Raw genomic sequence first — 17,496 nt, forward strand, 5'->3', positions numbered from 1 at the left:
GCTAGCCTATTTTCTTTCAGATACCTTATCTGAGTTAAATAGTGCATGAGGAGAATTAAAAAATTTTAAATTCTCCTTTTTCCCTCTGTAAAATAAGTTTTCTTCTCCTAAAGTCAAATCATCTATAAGCAATATTTTTTTTCCCCTTATAAAATTATTTATAAGTCCAGTGGAGAGTATAACTGCCTTTATACAAAAACTTTCTTCATCAAATAATATATCTTCCACCATTCCTATTAAACATCCTTTTTCATCCACTACATTCATTCTCTTTACATCATTAAATTGAAAATACTTATCCTTATTTGAATTAGTAACAACTATTACAGATGTTAAACTGACTATATCCTTTATAAATACGTTTAAACTTTTTTTAAATATGTTGTTAGGAGTTATAACAAACCCCTTTACTTGTTTTTTGTTAAAATCCAAAAATATATCACTTATAAATCCCAGTAAATTTCCCGAAAGATTTACTGCATCCATAAATATAAAATCTCTTATTCTATACAAAGATATCACCTTAATTTAAAAATATATACCTGTAGTTTATCCAAAAAATAAAAATATAACCTCATAAAGAGGTTATATTTTTATTTAATAAACAAAGTTAAAATTCTATATATTACAGATAACTTACTTATACATTATTAAATTATTATTAATTTCCATGAACATGTTCGTGGATAGTTTCAGAATGATTTTTAGTTGCCCATGGTTCAAGTCCCTGTGACTCTCTATAATCGTTTATTGCCTTATGGATAGCTTCTTCTGCTAAAACAGAACAATGCATCTTTACTGGTGGAAGTCCATCCAGTGCCTCTGCAACTGCCTTGTTAGTAAGCTCCCATGCATCTTCTAATTTTTTTCCTTTTATAAGTTCAGTTGCCATACTGGAAGATGCTATAGCAGAACCACAACCAAAAGTCTTAAATTTTATATCTTTTATCACATCATCTTCAACTTTTATATATATCTTCATTATATCTCCACATTGTGGATTTCCAACTTCTCCAACACCATTTGCATCCAGAATTTCACCTACATTTCTAGGGTGTCTAAAGTGATCCATAACCTTTTCGCTGTACATCATAATTGTTCTACCTTCTCTCCTTTATTTTGTGTTTTAAGAAAGTCTTCCCAAAGCGGTGACATTGCCCTTCTTCTAGCTACTACCTTCGGAATTACCTGCAGTGCATAATCTACATCTTCTTCAGTAGTACCAGCACCTAAAGTTAATCTAAGGGAACCATGTGCCACTTCGTGAGGTAACCCTAAAGCTAAAAGTACATGTGACGGATCCAATGAAGCCGATGCACAAGCACTTCCTGTAGAAACAAATATACCTGCATCATTTAAATCTAGAAGCAAAGTTTCTCCTTCTATTCCTATAAAGCTCAAATTAACATTTCCAGGGAGTCTCTTATCTCCACTAGGTCCATTTACTTTAGCATAAGGTATTTCTTCAACTAATCCTTTTATAAGTTTATCCCTTAATTCACTAAGTCTTTTACTTTCTGTATTCATTTCAGAAGTTGCTAATTCTATTGCTTTTCCTATTCCAACTATTCCTGGAACATTTTCAGTAGAAGCTCTCTTTCCTCTTTCCTGTGCACCACCATGTATCAGGTTTTCAATTTTTACTCCCTTTTTCAAGTACATTGCTCCTATTCCCTTAGGCCCATAAAACTTATGTCCTGCCATAGAAAGAGCATCTATATTCATATCCTTTACATCTATGTTAACATGTCCTACAGCTTGAACTGCATCTGTGTGAAAATATATCTTCTTTTCTTTACATATTTCACCTATTTCCTTTATAGGTTGAATGGTTCCCACTTCATTATTTGCAAACATTATAGATACAAGTATTGTAGTATCCTTAATTGCTTTTTTTAAATCCTCTAAATTTATAAATCCATACTCATCTACAGGTAAATAAGTAACTTCAAATCCATTTTTTTCAAGAAACTTACATGCATGTAGAATGGCATGATGTTCTATCTTAGTAGTTATTATATGATTTCCTTTATTTTTATTTGCAAAAGCTATTCCCTTTAATATCCAGTTATCACTTTCTGACCCACCTGCTGTAAAAAATATTTCATTCTTATCTGCATTTATTGCCTTAGCCACTCTTTGTCTAGCTGTATTAATTGCCTCTCTTGGAACATCTGACATTGAATACAGAGAAGATGGATTTCCAAAATTCTCAGTAAAATAAGGAATCATTTCTTGTAATACCTCGGGTTTTGTATAAGTAGTAGCTGAATAGTCCATGTAAACCTTCTTATCCATTTATATATCCCCTTTCGTTTTTTCTTGTTTCATTTGAATATAATCATCTACCATGTCTTGTAAAGTTGTAGACTTCATAACTTGTTCTATACTTTCTTTAATTCTACTCCATAAAAGTCTGGTAGCACAGCAGTCCATATTACTGCAGGAATTTTCATTATTTTCATCTACACAATCTGAGATTTCTATAGGTCCTTCTAAAACTTTCATTATATCAGCTACAGTTATATCTTTGGGTTCTCTGTTTAAAATGTACCCACCTTGTGCGCCTCTAATACTTTTTACTAAATTAGATTTTCTAAGGTTCGAAAATAACTGTTCTAAATAATATTCTGATATATTTTGTCTTTCCGATATACTTTTTATAGATGACGGCTCATCACTATAGTGAATAGCTAAATCTACCATAGCTTTTACCCCATATCTTCCTTTTGTGGATAGCTTCAATTAATCACTTCCTTAAACCAATGTATGATTTGATACTGTAATTAATATTATAGTATCAAATCCGAGTAAAATTGTCAACAATAAAAAATCAACTTTTTACCTTTATTCTTTTCTTAGTTTTATCCGATAATTACTTACTCTAAAATTATTTTTTTAAATAAATTATATGAATTCAATAAAGTTTTACTTTATTGAATTCATATAATTTTGTGCAGACCTTTCCATTTTGTTCTCCCCTGGAATATAATACTTCACATCTTTCAACTTGTCTGGCAAATACTGCTGATCTACATAATGATTTTTATAATCATGAGGATACTTATAATCTATACCCCTGCCTAATTTTTCCGCGCCGTAATAATGGCTGTCTTTCAAGTGGTCTGGTATATCCCCTATATTCATACTATTTATATCATTTAAAGCTCCGTCAATAGCTTTGTAACAGGAATTAGACTTAGGTGCTGTAGCTAAAAGTATAACTGCCTCTGAAATAGGAATTCTAGCTTCTGGTAATCCCACATAAAGAGCACTTTGAACTAATGAATATACAATTCCTGCTGCCTGAGGATATGCAAGACCTATATCTTCAGAAGCTATTACAAGTAATCTCCTACAAATTGCAGATAACTGCCCACCTTTTATAAGAAGTGCCGTATAATATATTGAAGCATCCGGTGAGCTGCCTCTTATGCTTTTTTGAAGTGCACTTAATGCGTCATAAAAATAATCTCCATCTTTATCAAAATTAAAACCTTTCTCCTGAAGACATTCCTTTACATTTTCTAATTTTAGATTTACCTCATTGCCTTTTATGGATTTTGTAGAATAAACTACAACTTCTAAAAAATTAATGGATCTCCTTACATCTCCACCACATATAGAAGCTATATACTCAAGTACACCTTCTTCAAGACTTATACTTAGATTATCTTCTTGTTCTAATATATTTAATATTCTATTTAAGTTTCTTATTATATGACATTTCTGAAGAGGCTTAAATTCAAATACTATAGATCTACTTAGTATTGCATTATAAACGCAATGATAAGGATTTTCTGCTGTACTTGCAATTAGCGTTATTCTTCCATCTTCAATATATTCAAGGAGAGATTGCTGTTGTTTTTTATTAAAATTTTGTATTTCATCCAGGTAAAGTACTACCCCTTTGTAACCCATAAAACCATCTAAACTTTTAACTATATCTTGAATATCCTTAACAGAAGCATTAGTTGCATTTAATTTATACAACTTTTTGTCCATACTTCCAGATATTATATTGGCTACAGTAGTTTTTCCAACTCCTGGGGGACCGTAAAAAACCATATTCATTATTTTCTTGTTCTTTATCATGTTACTTAAAACTTTTCCATTCCCCAATATATGTTCCTGTCCAACTACATCACAAATGTCCCTTGGTCTCATTCTTTCCGCTAGTGGTTGCATTTTCTAACCTCCTTAAAACATTCATTTAAATCCAAAGTAAAAAATAAAACACATACTGTATAAATACTATGTATTAACCATCACGGTATTTATACAACATATGTTTCACCTATAAAAATTAAATATCTTTACAATGAGAACTTTATTTTTCATAGCAATTTACTATTTCTCCATAATAGACTGTATGATAATCTCCATCAGGATAACAATTTGAATCTACTTCCTTTGTCAAAAGTTCTTTTTTCATGTCCTGTTTATATATAACCTTACATTCATAATACATGTCACATCCTGCTATCACCGGACTATCTACACTTCTACCTGAATTAAGCTGTAAATTACACATCTTGAATTTATCTATATCTCTACCGGATTTAGTTCCACATATTGCAAGAACCTTCTTCATGTCATTGCTAAAAGGAACACTCACTGTAAAATTACCGCTGTTTTCTATAAATTCCTTAGTATATCTGGATTGTCTCACAAGCACAGTGAACACAGGTTTCCTCCACACAAAACCTATGCTTCCCCATCCTATTGTCATAGTATTTACTTTTCCATTATATTTACTTGTAAGGAAAGCTCCTTCTTTACCTAATTGCTTGATTACTTCAGCCGAATTATTCGTAAAATCCATAATCTACACCTCTTTATCATACTCTTCTTTTCTATTTTTAAAATATACTATTTTTAAATTACACCTTCTAGCAATTTCTACTGCTTCTCTAAAGTTACTTCCCATAGACTCTAAATTATGAGCATCAGACCCTACTGTTATGTATTTTCCTCCTAATTCATTAAATCTTTTATATATTTCCAGCATATTTTTTACTGAATCTTGATTTTTAAGTCTCCTGGTATTTAACTCCAAACATTTTTCTTTATCTATAATCACTTTGAATATCTCATCTATTATATCTGGAAAATCACTATAATATAATTCTTTATTCTCAAATTTAGCATATCTAGCTATATAATCAATATGACCCAAACTATCTATAAACTCAAATTGTTTTAAATTTTCTAGCATATCTTGCAAATATTTAAAATAAGCCTCTTTTTTACTTTTGCCTTCATAATAATCTGAATAATAGAGATCTAAGTTCTCCACTAAATGTATAGATCCAATTACATAATCAAAAGAATTATCCTTTATTAACTTTCTGCTTTGTTCTAAACAATCCTCCTTCATTCCAAGCTCTATGCCGAGAAGTAGATTATCATTTTTATATTTTAAATACTTGTTTAAATATTCATCTACGTCAAAACAAAACAGACCTTCTTTTGGAAAATTGATATCCATATGTTCTGTTATTATAAAAGATATGCTTTTTTCTTTTGCAGATTTTATAGCTTCTTCTATTTTCATATCAGAATCTGTAGAAAAATTAGTATGTACATGTGTATCAAACAATATGTAACCCTCCTTCAAACTTTAGTTAGAAATTGTATACATATAACTACAATAGGGATAGTAATCATTGAAATTATAGTAGTTATAAAAACGCTTCTAGCAGCCAATTTGCTATCTGCTCCATATTGCTGAGCAAGCACAGAAGCTAGAACAGCTGATGGCATTGCTTCAATTACAGCACATATTTGAATCATAAAACTGTCCGCCTTCATAAGTTTTAAGAGTAAAACAGTAACTAGAGGAACTAATATCAATCTCATAAATGAAGTATAATATACTTGGAATCCCGAAAAGATATCTTTGAGTTTCACTCCTGCCAGCATAGTTCCTACTATAATCATAGAAAGCGGTGTGGTCATGGAACCTACACTACTCAATGTGGTATCTACAACATATGGAAGTTTTATAGAAAATACAAACATTAAAAATCCAACAATAGTTGAAATTATAACTGGATTAGAAATTACATTCTTTATATTTTTAATATCATTTTTACCTGTATATATGGCAATTCCTACACTAAACATAAATATGTTAAGAGGTATATTAAAAATTGCTCCATAAAAAATTCCCACTTTACCGAAAAGTCCCTCTAATACTGGATATCCCATAAATCCACTGTTAGAAAATATAATAATAAATCTCATTACTTTCTTTACTTTGTCTTCATATTTATAAGCACAAACTTTACTCAACAATATAATTACTATGTGAATAATAATTGAATACAAAAATATACTTTCTGCATTAGCAATCATCTTTTCTGAATACCTATAGTTAAAGGAAGTGATGAGAAGTGACGGAAGAGTTATATTAACTAAAAAACTCGACAGACTTTTTTCTCCTTCTTCAGTTATTATATTTTTCTTTTTTGCAAAGACTCCTATAAGCATCATAAGTGATAAAATTATTACTTGGTTTATTACCCTGACGTTCAAAAACTTTCCCCCTAATTAGGCATTTGAAAGAAATCTACTGATGCAGCATGATAAAAATAGACTAACATACTGACTAGTTATTTCTTTGAAAATGCCTTTTGCTGCCCCTAGATTTAAGTACATTAATATTAATCTTCCTCCATGTCAGCATACATTCCCATATCTGCATACTTTGAAATTAAGTCCGACATTTTTTTTATAACTTCATCAGTGTCGTCTTTTAATATATTAACTGCAAATTCCCTATTTTGAGATAAAAATTGATATATATTCAATACTATATAATCCCTTATACGACAATATAGATAATCTTCTTCCATATAGGCCAATCTTTCATTCATGTTTTTTATGGAACTATATCTCTCTATAAATTCTAAATCATCTTTATATGGTTCATCTCCATTTTTAAAAACTGCTTTTCCATTTAATACTTCTGTTTCACATTTCTTTTCCATATTTGAAATTGTTTCACTTATTTCCGATGTGGAAGGCATATTTTGCTTTTTACCCCAAGAATGTAGAGTATGTAGTTCTTCCTTCCAGAGTCTTTTTATACTCAAAATATCAGCCTTTAATTCTAAAAAATACTTATTTTCATCGTTTATAGAATCCTTCTTTGCCTTCAAAACATTGTACACACTAGCATGCCAATAATTTCTGACCTGAAGTACAGGTTTTGCAGCTACTTCCACCAGTTCATCTAACAAGGTGATTTTATCCATTTATATTCCTCCTTTAAAAGCCATATTTATATTATAATCTATTAGAATAAAAATTTGAATGTAATTTGTGTAAAATATTGTTCCTATGCCCTACTATCTGCCAAATTGAAGATTACATCAAATACCATATAACCAGAAGAATATTCTGCCTTTATTTTTCCACCTTGAATTTCCACAATACTTTTAGCAATGGCGAGTCCAAGCCCACTTCCTCCTGTATTGGAAGATCTGGATTTATCCAATCTATAAAACCTATCAAATAACTTACCAACTTCTTCTTTACTTACAGGCTCGCACTTGTTTTTTATAGAGATTACTGCAGCGCCTTTTTCTTCTTTTAATGAAACTTCTACATCTCCTGGTTTTATACTATATCTTATAGCATTTATAAATAAATTTTCAAACACTCTTGCAGTTTTATTCGGATCTAAATAAACAAGAAATTTGTGTTTTCGAAAATTTCTAGTAATAGTTACCCCTGTCTCTTCACAAATTGGAACCAATTCTTCTATAAGTTGCTCTAGTAATCCATTTAATGATATACTCTGTCTATTTAAATTAACTGCTTTATTGGTAAGTTTAGTGTATTCAAACAGATCATTTATTAATTCTTCTAACTTTTCAGATTTATTGTAAGCAATATTAATATATTGTTTCATTTGTGTTTCATCCTCATATCTTTTATCTTTAATAAGAGCTAAATACCCTTTAATAGAAGTAAGTGGTGTTCTTAAGTCATGAGATACATTAGTTATGAGCTCATTTTTTATTCTCTCCTCTTCCCTTTCAACTTTCATTTTATTGTTTAGTTCTTCTGCCATAAAATTTATATTATTTGATAGCAAGGCCAGTTCATCTCTTCCTTGACTCTTTATTCTATAATCTAAATTTCCCCTTGATATTTCTATAAGTCCAGAAGATATATTTTCTATATATTTCATTTTTTTATTAGTTATAAAATAAAACATTGTTAGAAATGATATAAAAGATACAATGGTCCCAGGAATGGGATTGTATCTTTTTTCATAAATCATTTCATATTGCGGCATACCCTTAATGACTAAATAGGCTTTTCCATCAATAAAATTTATAGGATAAAAACTGATATATTCTCTATTTTTACTTATTTCATTACCTTTATTAGTTGCATATATGTTTTGAATATTTTTCATCATTTCAAGAGAATTTTTTATAGAATTCTTTATAGTAGTATATACATCTATTTGTGTTTCATCTGCATTATTTGATTTGTACAAAACCTTTCCGTTTAAATCCGTAATCATTATCTTTTCCAAATCTGAAGTATCATTACAACTATCTATAATTTTTTGTATTTTATTCTTATCGTCTATACTTATACTTTTACTCTTTATTTCATCCCCTATTAAGTTGCCATTTACAGACATCCTATCTATACCTTTACTATAATCTATTCTAGCAGTGATATTCCTATTTTGTAAAAAAACGCCTGCTACTTTTCCAAGTGCAGCAGACGTGACAAAACAAAGGGCAAATACAAATATAAGCTCCAGCCTTATACTGTTTTTCATTTTACTCAAGCTAGATTCTAAAGATATTTTAAAATCATTTTTCAACTTTATATCCCACCCCCCAAATGGTCTTTATAAAACGAGGTCTTCTCGGATTTTCCTCTATCTTTTCTCTTATTTTTCTTATATGTACCATTACAGTGTTATCAGATTCAAAAAAATCCTGTTTCCATACAGATTCATAAATCTTTTCAATACTAAACACTACACCCCTATTTGAAGATAAAAGTTCTAAAATTTCAAATTCTCTTGGAGTGAGTTTTACATCCTTGTTACCAACTTTTACTTGGTGATTTTTAGTGTTTATCACTAAGTCGTCTACTTCAATTACTTCCTGATCAACTTTTTTAGGTATATTTAGCCTTTTATACCTTCTCAGTTGAGATTTTACCCTGGCTACAAGTTCTAGGGGATTAAAAGGTTTTACTACATAATCATCGGCTCCCGTAGTAAGACCTAATATTTTGTCTAAATCCTGACTTTTAGCTGACAACATTATTATAGGCATGTTTTTACTTTTTCTTATTCTCATACAAACTTCAATTCCATCCATTTTAGGCATCATTACATCTAAAATTACTAAATCGACTTCATTATCACTTGAAATTTGTAAAGCTTCTAAACCATTGGAAGCTTTTAATACCTTATATCCTTCATTTACCAAATATATCTCAACTAAGTCTCTAATTTCTTTTTCATCGTCAACCACCAACACAATTTCTTTTTCCATATTAGTCCCCTTTCCAAAATGAAACCAGCAACAAACCTATAGATTATCTCTGCCAATAGTATAGCAAAAATCAGATCTAAAATCACATGCTGTTTTACAAATTGAGTAGACACTATTACAGATATGCCCATAAAATTCATAGCAAATTTTATAAAAGGTTTTTTATCCAATTTTCTTGATGCTATCATTATTATATAACTTGCAAGCACATGTATGCTTGGAAAACAATTAAAAGGTTTATCCCAGCTATAGGTAAACCTTACAGCACGGGAAAAAATATCATTTCCACTAACAACAGGCCTTGGCACCATGGTCTGAAAGAAAAAATAGATTATATAACATGTAATCATACCTATAACCATAGTTACCACACATTTGTAATAGCTATTTCTATAATTAAAGCACAGATATACTAGCGATATAAACATAAACGGAAACCACATCCAATATGCAATTATAAATTGTTTTATAAATGGAATGGCCATATCCAAACTAGTAACTAAACTATGACATCCTCTAATTGTATTATTTAGCAAACCATAAGATACATTTATCGCAGGTATAATTAGTAATAAACTCAATGGTAGTAAATTTAACTTTAAACGCTTCACTGCAACACCAACTCTCAAATTTAAATACCTAACTTTCTAAAATTATTATATAACATTCTATACTTATTATTATAGAAAAAATTTCTTAATATTTGTTAACTAAATTCTTAAAAATTTCTTAAGTTATAAGATTACTCATAAAGTTTATAAACAAAAAATCAACTTATGCTGCGAATATTTTTACAATCACAAGTACGTTAAATATTTTGATACGTCTAAACAGAAAATTCACAAAAACCTAAGGACTTTTGAAAACTCGTACCTCAGACAATTCAAAAGCCCTAAGTTTTTTTATGAATTTTCTACTAAGACGTATATACAAAATATTTAAATGTACTTGCTTATTGTAAAATATTTCTACGCATAAGTTGATTTTTAAGTTAGAAAAGTTATAAAAGTAAGCTGTGTTTGAACATAAAGAGCACGGCTTACTTTTTTCATTTAAGATCAAAGACTACAAAGTTTTCAATTGAAATTTAAACTTATAGGTAACATATAATGACAAAATTGAAGGAACATTTAAAAACTTTTCCATAAGTCTTAGCGAGGCATTTTAGAAAATCTTAGGAGCTTAGATATGTTTGAGGTACGAGTTTAGCTAAGGTTCTTAGATTTTCTAAATGCCAAGCTTTAGACTTATTAAAGTTTTTAACGTGATGAAATTTGTCATTATATGCTTTGTATAAGTTAACTTTCAAGCTGCAAACTCACATTAGTGTATTCCTTCTATAATTTTTCTGTCAGGTTTTTTATTACATATTTTCTGTCTTCTTTTACCAAGTTCTTCTGATAAGTCATCTAAAGTTATATTTTGATTTGACATTAAAACTAAAAGGTGATATATCAAATCACATATTTCATAAACTTCCTCTTTTTTATCATTGTTTTTGCTTGCAATTATAACTTCTGCACTTTCTTCCCCTACTTTTTTTAATATCTTATCTATTCCTTCTTTAAATAAGTAACTGGTATAAGAACCTTCTATAGGATCTACTTTCCTCTCCTCTATAACTTTACTTAATTCCTCTAATATAGTTTGAAATTCCATAAAAATATTCCCCCTTCAATTTAATATAATTTTCTATAAAAACAGCTCCTGTTTCCTGTGTGACAAGCTGCTCCTATTTGCTCAACTTTTATCAAAATTGTGTCATAATCGCAGTCCACACTTATACTTTTCACATTTTGATAATGGCCTGAAGTAGCTCCCTTGTTCCAAAGCTCATTTCGGGATCTACTAAAGAACCAGGTTTTTCCCGTTTCGATAGTTCTTTTTAACGATTCCTCATTCATATACGCCATCATAAGTACTTCTTCATTTTGAAAGTCCTGGACAATTGTAGGTACAAGTCCTTTCCCTTTTTTAAAATCTATGTTCTTTAAAATTTCTCTTTCCATATTTTCACCTTTGTTCATATTTTTATACCCTCACTGGTATATCCTTAGTTTTTAAATATTGTTTAACTTCACCTACAGTAAGCTCTCCATAGTGGAAAAGTGAAGCTGCAAGGGCTGCATCTGCTCCTGCATCATTAAATACATCATAGAAGTCATTTAAAGAGCCACATCCTCCTGAAGCTATTACTGGAATATTTACCAAATTAGTTACAGTTCTTGTAAGTTCTATATCATATCCATTTTTAGTACCATCTGCATCCATACTAGTTAAAAGTATTTCGCCTGCGCCTAAACTTTCTGCCTTTTTAATCCACTTTAATGCATCTATTCCTGTATTTTTTCTTCCGCCTTCTATAAATACATCCCAACCATCTCCCGAATCCCTTTTTTTAGCATCCACTGCAACTACTACACACTGTGATCCAAATTTGTCTGCTGCCTCATATATTAAGTTAGGATTCCTTATAGCAGAAGAATTTATTGATATTTTATCTGCACCTGCTCTAAGTATGTTTTTAAAATCATCTATCTGAGATATTCCACCACCCACTGTAAGTGGTATGAACACTTTTTCTGCAGTTCTTTCTACTAAATCAATTATGGTTTTTCTCTTTTCATGAGTAGCTGTAATATCCAGAAATACTATTTCATCTGCTCCCTGTCTATTATAGTGTTCAGCTATTTCAACAGGATCTCCTACATCTTGTAGGTCAACAAAGTTTATTCCTTTAACAACCTTTCCCATATTCACATCTAAACATGGAACTATTCTTTTTGTAAGCAAAATCTTAGCTCCTCTCTATCTCATCTATTATTTCTTTAATTTTATCTATAAAAAATTTCATATCTTCATCTGATCCTATACTTACCCTTAGGTAATTGTCTATTCTATCCTTGTTAAAATATCTTACAAGAACTCCTTTTTCCCTTAACTTTGTAAAAAGTTCTTTTGCAGCATATTTAGCATGGGTTATAAAAATGAAATTTGATTTTGAAGGTATAATATTAAAGCCCATTTTTTCTAACTTATTTACAGTTGTCTCTCTCGTATTTATTACTTTATTAACACACTTTTCAAAATAATCCTGGTCTTCAAAAGCTGCTATTGCTGCTGCATTTGAAACTCTGTCTACAGTATAGGAATTAAAAGAATTCTTTATTCTATTCAGTCCATTTATGAGATCTTCTTGTCCAAGTGCAAATCCCACACGAATTCCAGCTAAAGAACGTGATTTAGATAATGTCTGTACTACCAAAAGATTAGGATAGTTTTTTATAAGACCTACTACAGAGTTTCCTCCAAAATCCACATAAGCTTCATCAATTATGACTACTTTATTTTGATTATATTTTAAAATTTCTTCAATTTTTTTGGTTTCAAGACATCTTCCTGTAGGTGCATTTGGATTTGGAATTACTATTCCTCCATTTTCAGTTAGAAATTCATGAAATGGAATTGAAAAATCTTCATTTAACTTTGCAAGCTTATAATTTAGATTATATAAATTAGCATATACAGGATAAAAACTGTAACTTATATCCGGAAAAATTATAGTTTCATCCTTATTAAAAAAAGTTAGAAAAGACATAGCCAGAACTTCATCAGACCCATTTCCTATAAAAATTTGGTTTTTATTTAAACCATAGTGTTTGGAAATAACGTCCCTTAACTTATCGCAATCTGGATCTGGGTACAACCTTAAATCTTCATTTGCTTCATTTTTTATTGCTTCAATTACCTTAGGGGATGGTGGATAAGGACTTTCATTGGTATTTAGCTTAACATATTTTTTATCCTTAGGCTGCTCACCACACACATAAGGCTCTACACCCTTTGTAATTTCACTCCAATACTTACTCATGATTCATTCCACCTTCTGCCTTAATTTTTATTTGCAAATTTCTATCGCTTCTTTTAAATCTATGTTTCCAGAATATATAGCTTTGCCTGTAATAGCACCGTAAATGTCCATTTTACTTATATCTTTCAAATCATCTATGTTTTTTATTCCGCCAGAAGCTATTATCCTGCAGTTTACACTGTTTTGAATTTTAAAGAGTTGATCTAAATTAGGTCCTTTTAGCGTTCCGTCTTTACTTATGTCTGTAAAAATAATAGTTTTAACTCCTATGTCCTCCATTTGTTTTGCAAAATCTATGTAATGGACACTGCTTACATTAAGCCATCCATTCACTGCAACTTTCTCATTTTTTGCATCTATTCCCACTGCTATTTTTTCTCCGTATTTTTTTAGTGCTTTTTTCACAAAATCAGGATTTTTTAAAGCTGCAGTTCCAAGTATTACTCTGGACACACCTATTTCTATAAGCATATCTATAGTTTCTATATCTCTTATGCCTCCACCAAACTCTACTGGAATCTTACTTGTGTCTATTACTTTTGATATGACTTCCATATTTTTTACTTTTCCATCAAGTGCCCCATCTAAATCCACCATATGAATATACTCTGCACCGTTTTCTTTAAAACCCAGTGCTACCTTTACTGGATCCTCACCTACTATCTCCGATTTTTCAAATTTTCCTTGATACAATCTAACACATTTTCCATTTCTTAAATCTATAGCTGGAAGTATCAACATATAAAAGCCCCCTTAAATTATCCAATTAAGCTATTATCTTCACAAAATTTTTGAGCATTCCAATACCTATGTCACCACTTTTTTCTGGATGGAACTGAGCTCCATAAACATTATCTTTACTTACAACAGCTGGTATATTTATTTCTCCATAAGTGCTATAGGCATTTAAATTTTCTTTAGATTTTAATTCTCCATAAAATGAATGCACAAAGTATACATAGCTATTTTCAGCTACATCCTCTAAAATTTTACACTGTTTATCTATTATTAAATTATTCCATCCCATATGTGGTATTTTTATATCTCCATATAATTTTGTTATTTTTCCTGGTATCAAGCCTAATCCTTCACACTCTTCTATTTCTTCTCCTATGTCAAATAAGAGCTGCATTCCAAGGCATATTCCCATAAAAGGCTTTCCGCTTTCTGCTTCCTTTTTTAACACTTTATCTAAATTTCTCTTTTTCAAATTCTTCATAGCCTCGGGAAAAGCACCTACCCCAGGAAGTATAATTGCTTCACTTTTTTCTATTTCACACTGATCTGAAGTTATTTTACTGTTTGCTCCTATATATTTAAGTGCCTTTTGAACACTCTTTAAATTTCCCATACCATAATCTACAATAGAAATCAATTTTACACACCCCTTTCTTCAATGCACAATGCACAATTATGGATAATTTTCTTCATCAACTTTCCACTCACTATTAATTATTAATTCTTAACTATTAATTTATTTATATAGTTCCTTTCGTAGACATTATTCCATTTATACTGCTATCTATACATACTGCTTCTTTAAGTGCATGACCAAATGCCTTAAATATTCCTTCTATCATATGATGTGTATTTTTTCCGTAGATCACCTTTATATGAAGTGTCATTTCTGCATTAAAAGCAACTGCCCTAAAAAATTCTTCTACCAATTCCGTATCCATTTCTCCTACCTTTTCAGTTTTAAAATCAGCATCAAATACTAAATAAGGTCTGCCGCTTAAATCTATAGATACCATTGAAAGACTTTCATCCATTGGTATAAAAAATGTTCCATATCTTTTTATATTTTTTTTATCTCCTAGGGAATCTTTTATGCATTTTCCTATGACAATTCCTATGTCCTCTATGGTATGATGAAAGTCCACATCAAGATCACCTTTAGCAGCTATATCAAGGTCTGTCATCCCATGTTTTGCTATCATGCACAACATATGATTAAAAAATCCTATTCCCGTATCTATATTGTATTTTCCACTGCCATCTAAATTTATTTTTACATTTACATCAGTTTCATAGGTCTTTCTAGAAAGTTCTCCTATCCTCAAACAAAACACCTTCTTTTAATGAAATATTTACTACTTAGTTCTAACTTTTATTGAATTTGCATGAGCTGTAAGTCCTTCTGTTTCTGCCAGCTTTATAATTTTGTCTCCTATTTTTGAGAGAGCCTCCCTGGAATAGCGAGTAAAACTTGATTTTTTTATAAAGTCATCTACAGAAAGGGGAGAAAAAAACCTAGCTGTTCCACTCGTAGGAAGTATATGATTTGGTCCTGCCATATAATCTCCAAGAGGTTCCGGTGCAAAATCTCCCATAAATATGGAACCTGCATTTTTTATATCTCCAAGTATGGAAAAAGGATCCTCAACACATAATTCCAGATGTTCTGGAGCTATTTCATTTGCCACATCTATGCCTTCTTCTATGCTGTCTACTATAATTATGGCTCCGCGATCTTTCAGAGATTTTAGTATTATATCCTTTCTTTCCAAAGATTGTACTTGTCTTTCAAGTTCCAGTTTTACTTCTCCTGCCAATTCTTTAGACGTTGTAACAAGTACTGCAGATGCAAGTACATCATGTTCTGCTTGTGACATCAAATCTGCTGCTACATATTTTGCTTTTGCCCTTTCATCTGCAATTATAAGTATTTCACTTGGCCCTGCTATCATATCTATATCTACCTGGCCATATACGCTCTTTTTTGCCATAGCTACAAATATATTCCCAGGTCCCACTATTTTATCCACTTTAGAAATACTTTCTGTTCCAAAAGCAAGTGCTCCTACAGCTTGTGCTCCTCCTGCCTTATATATTTCATCTACTCCAGCTATATCAGCAGCTACTAAAATATTAGGATTTACACCTCCATCTTCTGAAGGTGGAGTTACCATTTGCAAATTTTTAACTCCTGCTACTTTTGCAGGAATTGCATTCATTAAAACTGAGGATGGATATGCAGCTGTTCCCCCCGGTACATATATTCCTACATTCTCCAGTGCTCTAATTTGCTGTCCAAGTACTACTCCTTCTTCTTTTGTAATTATCCAGGAGGTTTTCTTCTGCTTTTCATGGAAAAATTTTATGTTTTCCGCTGCAGTTTTTAATGCATCTATAAACTCATCTTCTACAAACTCATAGGCTTTTTTTATTTCTTCTTGTGTCACTTTTATATTACTTTTAGTAACTTCTTTACTATCAAATAAATTTGTATATTTTAGAAGAGCTTCATCTCCATTTTTCTTTATATCTTCAAGTATTTTAGAAACTTTTAAAGTTACATCTTCCTGTATACTCTCTTCTATATTTCTAAAATTTTTTAAATATTTGCTTCCTCCTTCCGTATCTAAATATACTGTCTTTACAATTTTATCTTCCATGAATTTTCCTCCTAATTTGTCAATATGTCTTCTACCTTTATCTGCATTTCAACTCTATTTATTATGTCCTCTATTTCATTTTTCTTCATCTTCATGCTAGCTACATTTACTACCATTCTGGCACTTATATCACATATATTTTCATAAACCACCAGTCCGTTTTCCTTTAAAGTAGTTCCAGTTTCCACTATATCAACTATGGCATCTGCTAGTCCCAGTATAGGAGCCAATTCTACAGAACCTTCTATTTTTATAATTTCCACATCCTGTCCCAATTTTCTAAAATAATTTCTAGCTACGTTGGGATATTTTGTAGCAATCTTTTTTCTATTATATCCGGAATAAAAATTAGAATTTTTAGGCCCTGCTACAGAAAATTTACACTTTCCAAAACCCAAATCCAGTACCTCATAAAAATCTCTATTTTGTTCCAGTAAAGTATCTTTTCCAACTATGCCAACATCAACTACTCCATGTTCTACATAAGTGAGCACATCAGGAGCCTTCACAAGCACAAAATCTATATTGTCTTCTTCATTGTGAAATATAAGCTTCCTGCCTTTATTTATAACTTCACTACAATCTATACCTGACCTTTGAAATATATTTACAGCTTCTTTTTCAATTCTACCCTTAGTTAAGGCTATTTTTACCCTCTTCATATTTGACATATCAATTCTCCGCT

21 protein-coding genes are annotated in these 17,496 nt (G+C 30.7%); all 21 read right to left on the minus strand.

The window, feature by feature from the left end; translation table 11 throughout:
* Positions 1-6: 6 nt before the first annotated feature.
* A complete protein-coding gene (locus tag CLRAG_RS05740; protein WP_065077514.1) occupies positions 7-513 on the minus strand; it encodes a PRC-barrel domain-containing protein in 507 nt (168 codons plus the stop codon).
* A gap of 148 nt (positions 514-661) precedes the next feature.
* Positions 662-1,090 carry a Fe-S cluster assembly scaffold protein NifU gene (gene nifU, locus CLRAG_RS05745; protein ID WP_154104950.1) on the minus strand — a complete coding sequence of 143 codons (429 nt, stop codon included), beginning with the start codon at positions 1,088-1,090 and terminating at the stop codon, positions 662-664.
* Positions 1,090-2,298: a cysteine desulfurase NifS gene (gene nifS / locus CLRAG_RS05750; protein ID WP_065077516.1), complete on the minus strand. Its 1,209-nt coding sequence runs from the start codon at positions 2,296-2,298 to the stop codon at positions 1,090-1,092. Before nifS ends, nifU begins: the two co-directional genes overlap by 1 nt.
* Positions 2,299-2,745, minus strand: a complete 447-nt coding sequence (locus CLRAG_RS05755) for an RrF2 family transcriptional regulator (RefSeq protein ID WP_013237875.1) — start codon at positions 2,743-2,745, stop codon at positions 2,299-2,301.
* Positions 2,746-2,928: 183 nt separating this feature from the next.
* Positions 2,929-4,188, minus strand: coding sequence for a replication-associated recombination protein A (locus tag CLRAG_RS05760; RefSeq protein WP_065077517.1), 1,260 nt, complete (start codon positions 4,186-4,188; stop codon positions 2,929-2,931).
* 142 nt (positions 4,189-4,330) lie between these two features.
* Complete coding sequence (locus CLRAG_RS05765) at positions 4,331-4,825, minus strand: flavin reductase family protein (RefSeq protein ID WP_065077518.1); 495 nt, start codon at positions 4,823-4,825, stop codon at positions 4,331-4,333.
* Positions 4,826-4,828: 3 nt separating this feature from the next.
* A complete protein-coding gene (locus CLRAG_RS05770) occupies positions 4,829-5,602 on the minus strand; it encodes a histidinol phosphate phosphatase (protein ID WP_065077519.1) in 774 nt (257 codons plus the stop codon).
* A gap of 14 nt (positions 5,603-5,616) precedes the next feature.
* The gene (locus CLRAG_RS05775) at positions 5,617-6,540 is read right to left on the minus strand and encodes an AEC family transporter (RefSeq protein WP_083985565.1); all 924 of its coding nucleotides are present in this window, start codon (positions 6,538-6,540) and stop codon (positions 5,617-5,619) included.
* 128 nt (positions 6,541-6,668) lie between these two features.
* Positions 6,669-7,262 (minus strand): hypothetical protein, encoded by a 594-nt coding sequence (locus CLRAG_RS05780; RefSeq protein ID WP_065077520.1) that lies wholly within the window; start codon positions 7,260-7,262, stop codon positions 6,669-6,671.
* Between the two features lie 83 nt (positions 7,263-7,345).
* Positions 7,346-8,857: a sensor histidine kinase gene (locus CLRAG_RS05785; protein ID WP_065077521.1), complete on the minus strand. Its 1,512-nt coding sequence runs from the start codon at positions 8,855-8,857 to the stop codon at positions 7,346-7,348.
* Positions 8,847-9,542, minus strand: coding sequence for a response regulator transcription factor (locus tag CLRAG_RS05790; RefSeq protein WP_065077522.1), 696 nt, complete (start codon positions 9,540-9,542; stop codon positions 8,847-8,849). The genes CLRAG_RS05785 and CLRAG_RS05790 overlap by 11 nt, the downstream gene beginning before the upstream one ends.
* Complete coding sequence (locus CLRAG_RS05795) at positions 9,488-10,153, minus strand: phosphatase PAP2 family protein (RefSeq protein WP_065077721.1); 666 nt, start codon at positions 10,151-10,153, stop codon at positions 9,488-9,490. Before CLRAG_RS05795 ends, CLRAG_RS05790 begins: the two co-directional genes overlap by 55 nt.
* A gap of 712 nt (positions 10,154-10,865) precedes the next feature.
* The gene (gene hisE, locus CLRAG_RS05800; protein WP_065077523.1) at positions 10,866-11,201 is read right to left on the minus strand and encodes a phosphoribosyl-ATP diphosphatase; all 336 of its coding nucleotides are present in this window, start codon (positions 11,199-11,201) and stop codon (positions 10,866-10,868) included.
* 20 nt (positions 11,202-11,221) lie between these two features.
* Positions 11,222-11,551, minus strand: coding sequence for a phosphoribosyl-AMP cyclohydrolase (gene hisI / locus CLRAG_RS05805; protein ID WP_065077722.1), 330 nt, complete (start codon positions 11,549-11,551; stop codon positions 11,222-11,224).
* Between the two features lie 22 nt (positions 11,552-11,573).
* A complete protein-coding gene (gene hisF, locus CLRAG_RS05810) occupies positions 11,574-12,335 on the minus strand; it encodes an imidazole glycerol phosphate synthase subunit HisF (protein WP_065077524.1) in 762 nt (253 codons plus the stop codon).
* A 4-nt stretch (positions 12,336-12,339) separates the two neighbouring features.
* On the minus strand, positions 12,340-13,413 hold the full coding sequence (gene hisC, locus CLRAG_RS05815; RefSeq protein WP_065077525.1) for a histidinol-phosphate transaminase: 1,074 nt from the start codon (positions 13,411-13,413) through the stop codon (positions 12,340-12,342).
* Between the two features lie 27 nt (positions 13,414-13,440).
* The gene (gene hisA / locus CLRAG_RS05820; RefSeq protein WP_065077526.1) at positions 13,441-14,154 is read right to left on the minus strand and encodes a 1-(5-phosphoribosyl)-5-[(5-phosphoribosylamino)methylideneamino]imidazole-4-carboxamide isomerase; all 714 of its coding nucleotides are present in this window, start codon (positions 14,152-14,154) and stop codon (positions 13,441-13,443) included.
* Positions 14,155-14,179: 25 nt separating this feature from the next.
* Positions 14,180-14,788 carry an imidazole glycerol phosphate synthase subunit HisH gene (hisH, locus tag CLRAG_RS05825; protein WP_065077527.1) on the minus strand — a complete coding sequence of 203 codons (609 nt, stop codon included), beginning with the start codon at positions 14,786-14,788 and terminating at the stop codon, positions 14,180-14,182.
* A gap of 103 nt (positions 14,789-14,891) precedes the next feature.
* On the minus strand, positions 14,892-15,476 hold the full coding sequence (gene hisB / locus CLRAG_RS05830) for an imidazoleglycerol-phosphate dehydratase HisB (RefSeq protein ID WP_065077528.1): 585 nt from the start codon (positions 15,474-15,476) through the stop codon (positions 14,892-14,894).
* Positions 15,477-15,506: 30 nt separating this feature from the next.
* Positions 15,507-16,811 (minus strand): histidinol dehydrogenase, encoded by a 1,305-nt coding sequence (hisD, locus tag CLRAG_RS05835; protein WP_065077529.1) that lies wholly within the window; start codon positions 16,809-16,811, stop codon positions 15,507-15,509.
* 11 nt (positions 16,812-16,822) lie between these two features.
* Positions 16,823-17,482 (minus strand): ATP phosphoribosyltransferase, encoded by a 660-nt coding sequence (gene hisG / locus CLRAG_RS05840; RefSeq protein ID WP_065077530.1) that lies wholly within the window; start codon positions 17,480-17,482, stop codon positions 16,823-16,825.
* Positions 17,483-17,496: the final 14 nt, after the last annotated feature.

This window comes from Clostridium ragsdalei P11, from assembly GCF_001675165.1.
Taxonomy (GTDB): Bacteria; Bacillota; Clostridia; order Clostridiales; family Clostridiaceae; genus Clostridium_B; species Clostridium_B ragsdalei.

What these genes read in the sequence shown, in the direction of transcription:
- nifU (WP_154104950.1), bottom strand. Translation starts at nt 1,090, where the DNA reads ATGTACAGCGAAAAGGTTATGGATCACTTTAGACACCCTAGAAATGTA.
- nifS (WP_065077516.1), bottom strand. Translation starts at nt 2,298, where the DNA reads ATGGATAAGAAGGTTTACATGGACTATTCAGCTACTACTTATACAAAA.
- CLRAG_RS05760 (WP_065077517.1), bottom strand. Translation starts at nt 4,188, where the DNA reads ATGCAACCACTAGCGGAAAGAATGAGACCAAGGGACATTTGTGATGTA.
- CLRAG_RS05765 (WP_065077518.1), bottom strand. Translation starts at nt 4,825, where the DNA reads ATGGATTTTACGAATAATTCGGCTGAAGTAATCAAGCAATTAGGTAAA.
- CLRAG_RS05780 (WP_065077520.1), bottom strand. Translation starts at nt 7,262, where the DNA reads ATGGATAAAATCACCTTGTTAGATGAACTGGTGGAAGTAGCTGCAAAA.
- CLRAG_RS05790 (WP_065077522.1), bottom strand. Translation starts at nt 9,542, where the DNA reads ATGGAAAAAGAAATTGTGTTGGTGGTTGACGATGAAAAAGAAATTAGA.
- hisE (WP_065077523.1), bottom strand. Translation starts at nt 11,201, where the DNA reads ATGGAATTTCAAACTATATTAGAGGAATTAAGTAAAGTTATAGAGGAG.
- hisI (WP_065077722.1), bottom strand. Translation starts at nt 11,551, where the DNA reads ATGGAAAGAGAAATTTTAAAGAACATAGATTTTAAAAAAGGGAAAGGA.
- hisC (WP_065077525.1), bottom strand. Translation starts at nt 13,413, where the DNA reads ATGAGTAAGTATTGGAGTGAAATTACAAAGGGTGTAGAGCCTTATGTG.
- hisA (WP_065077526.1), bottom strand. Translation starts at nt 14,154, where the DNA reads ATGTTGATACTTCCAGCTATAGATTTAAGAAATGGAAAATGTGTTAGA.
- hisD (WP_065077529.1), bottom strand. Translation starts at nt 16,811, where the DNA reads ATGGAAGATAAAATTGTAAAGACAGTATATTTAGATACGGAAGGAGGA.
- hisG (WP_065077530.1), bottom strand. Translation starts at nt 17,482, where the DNA reads ATGTCAAATATGAAGAGGGTAAAAATAGCCTTAACTAAGGGTAGAATT.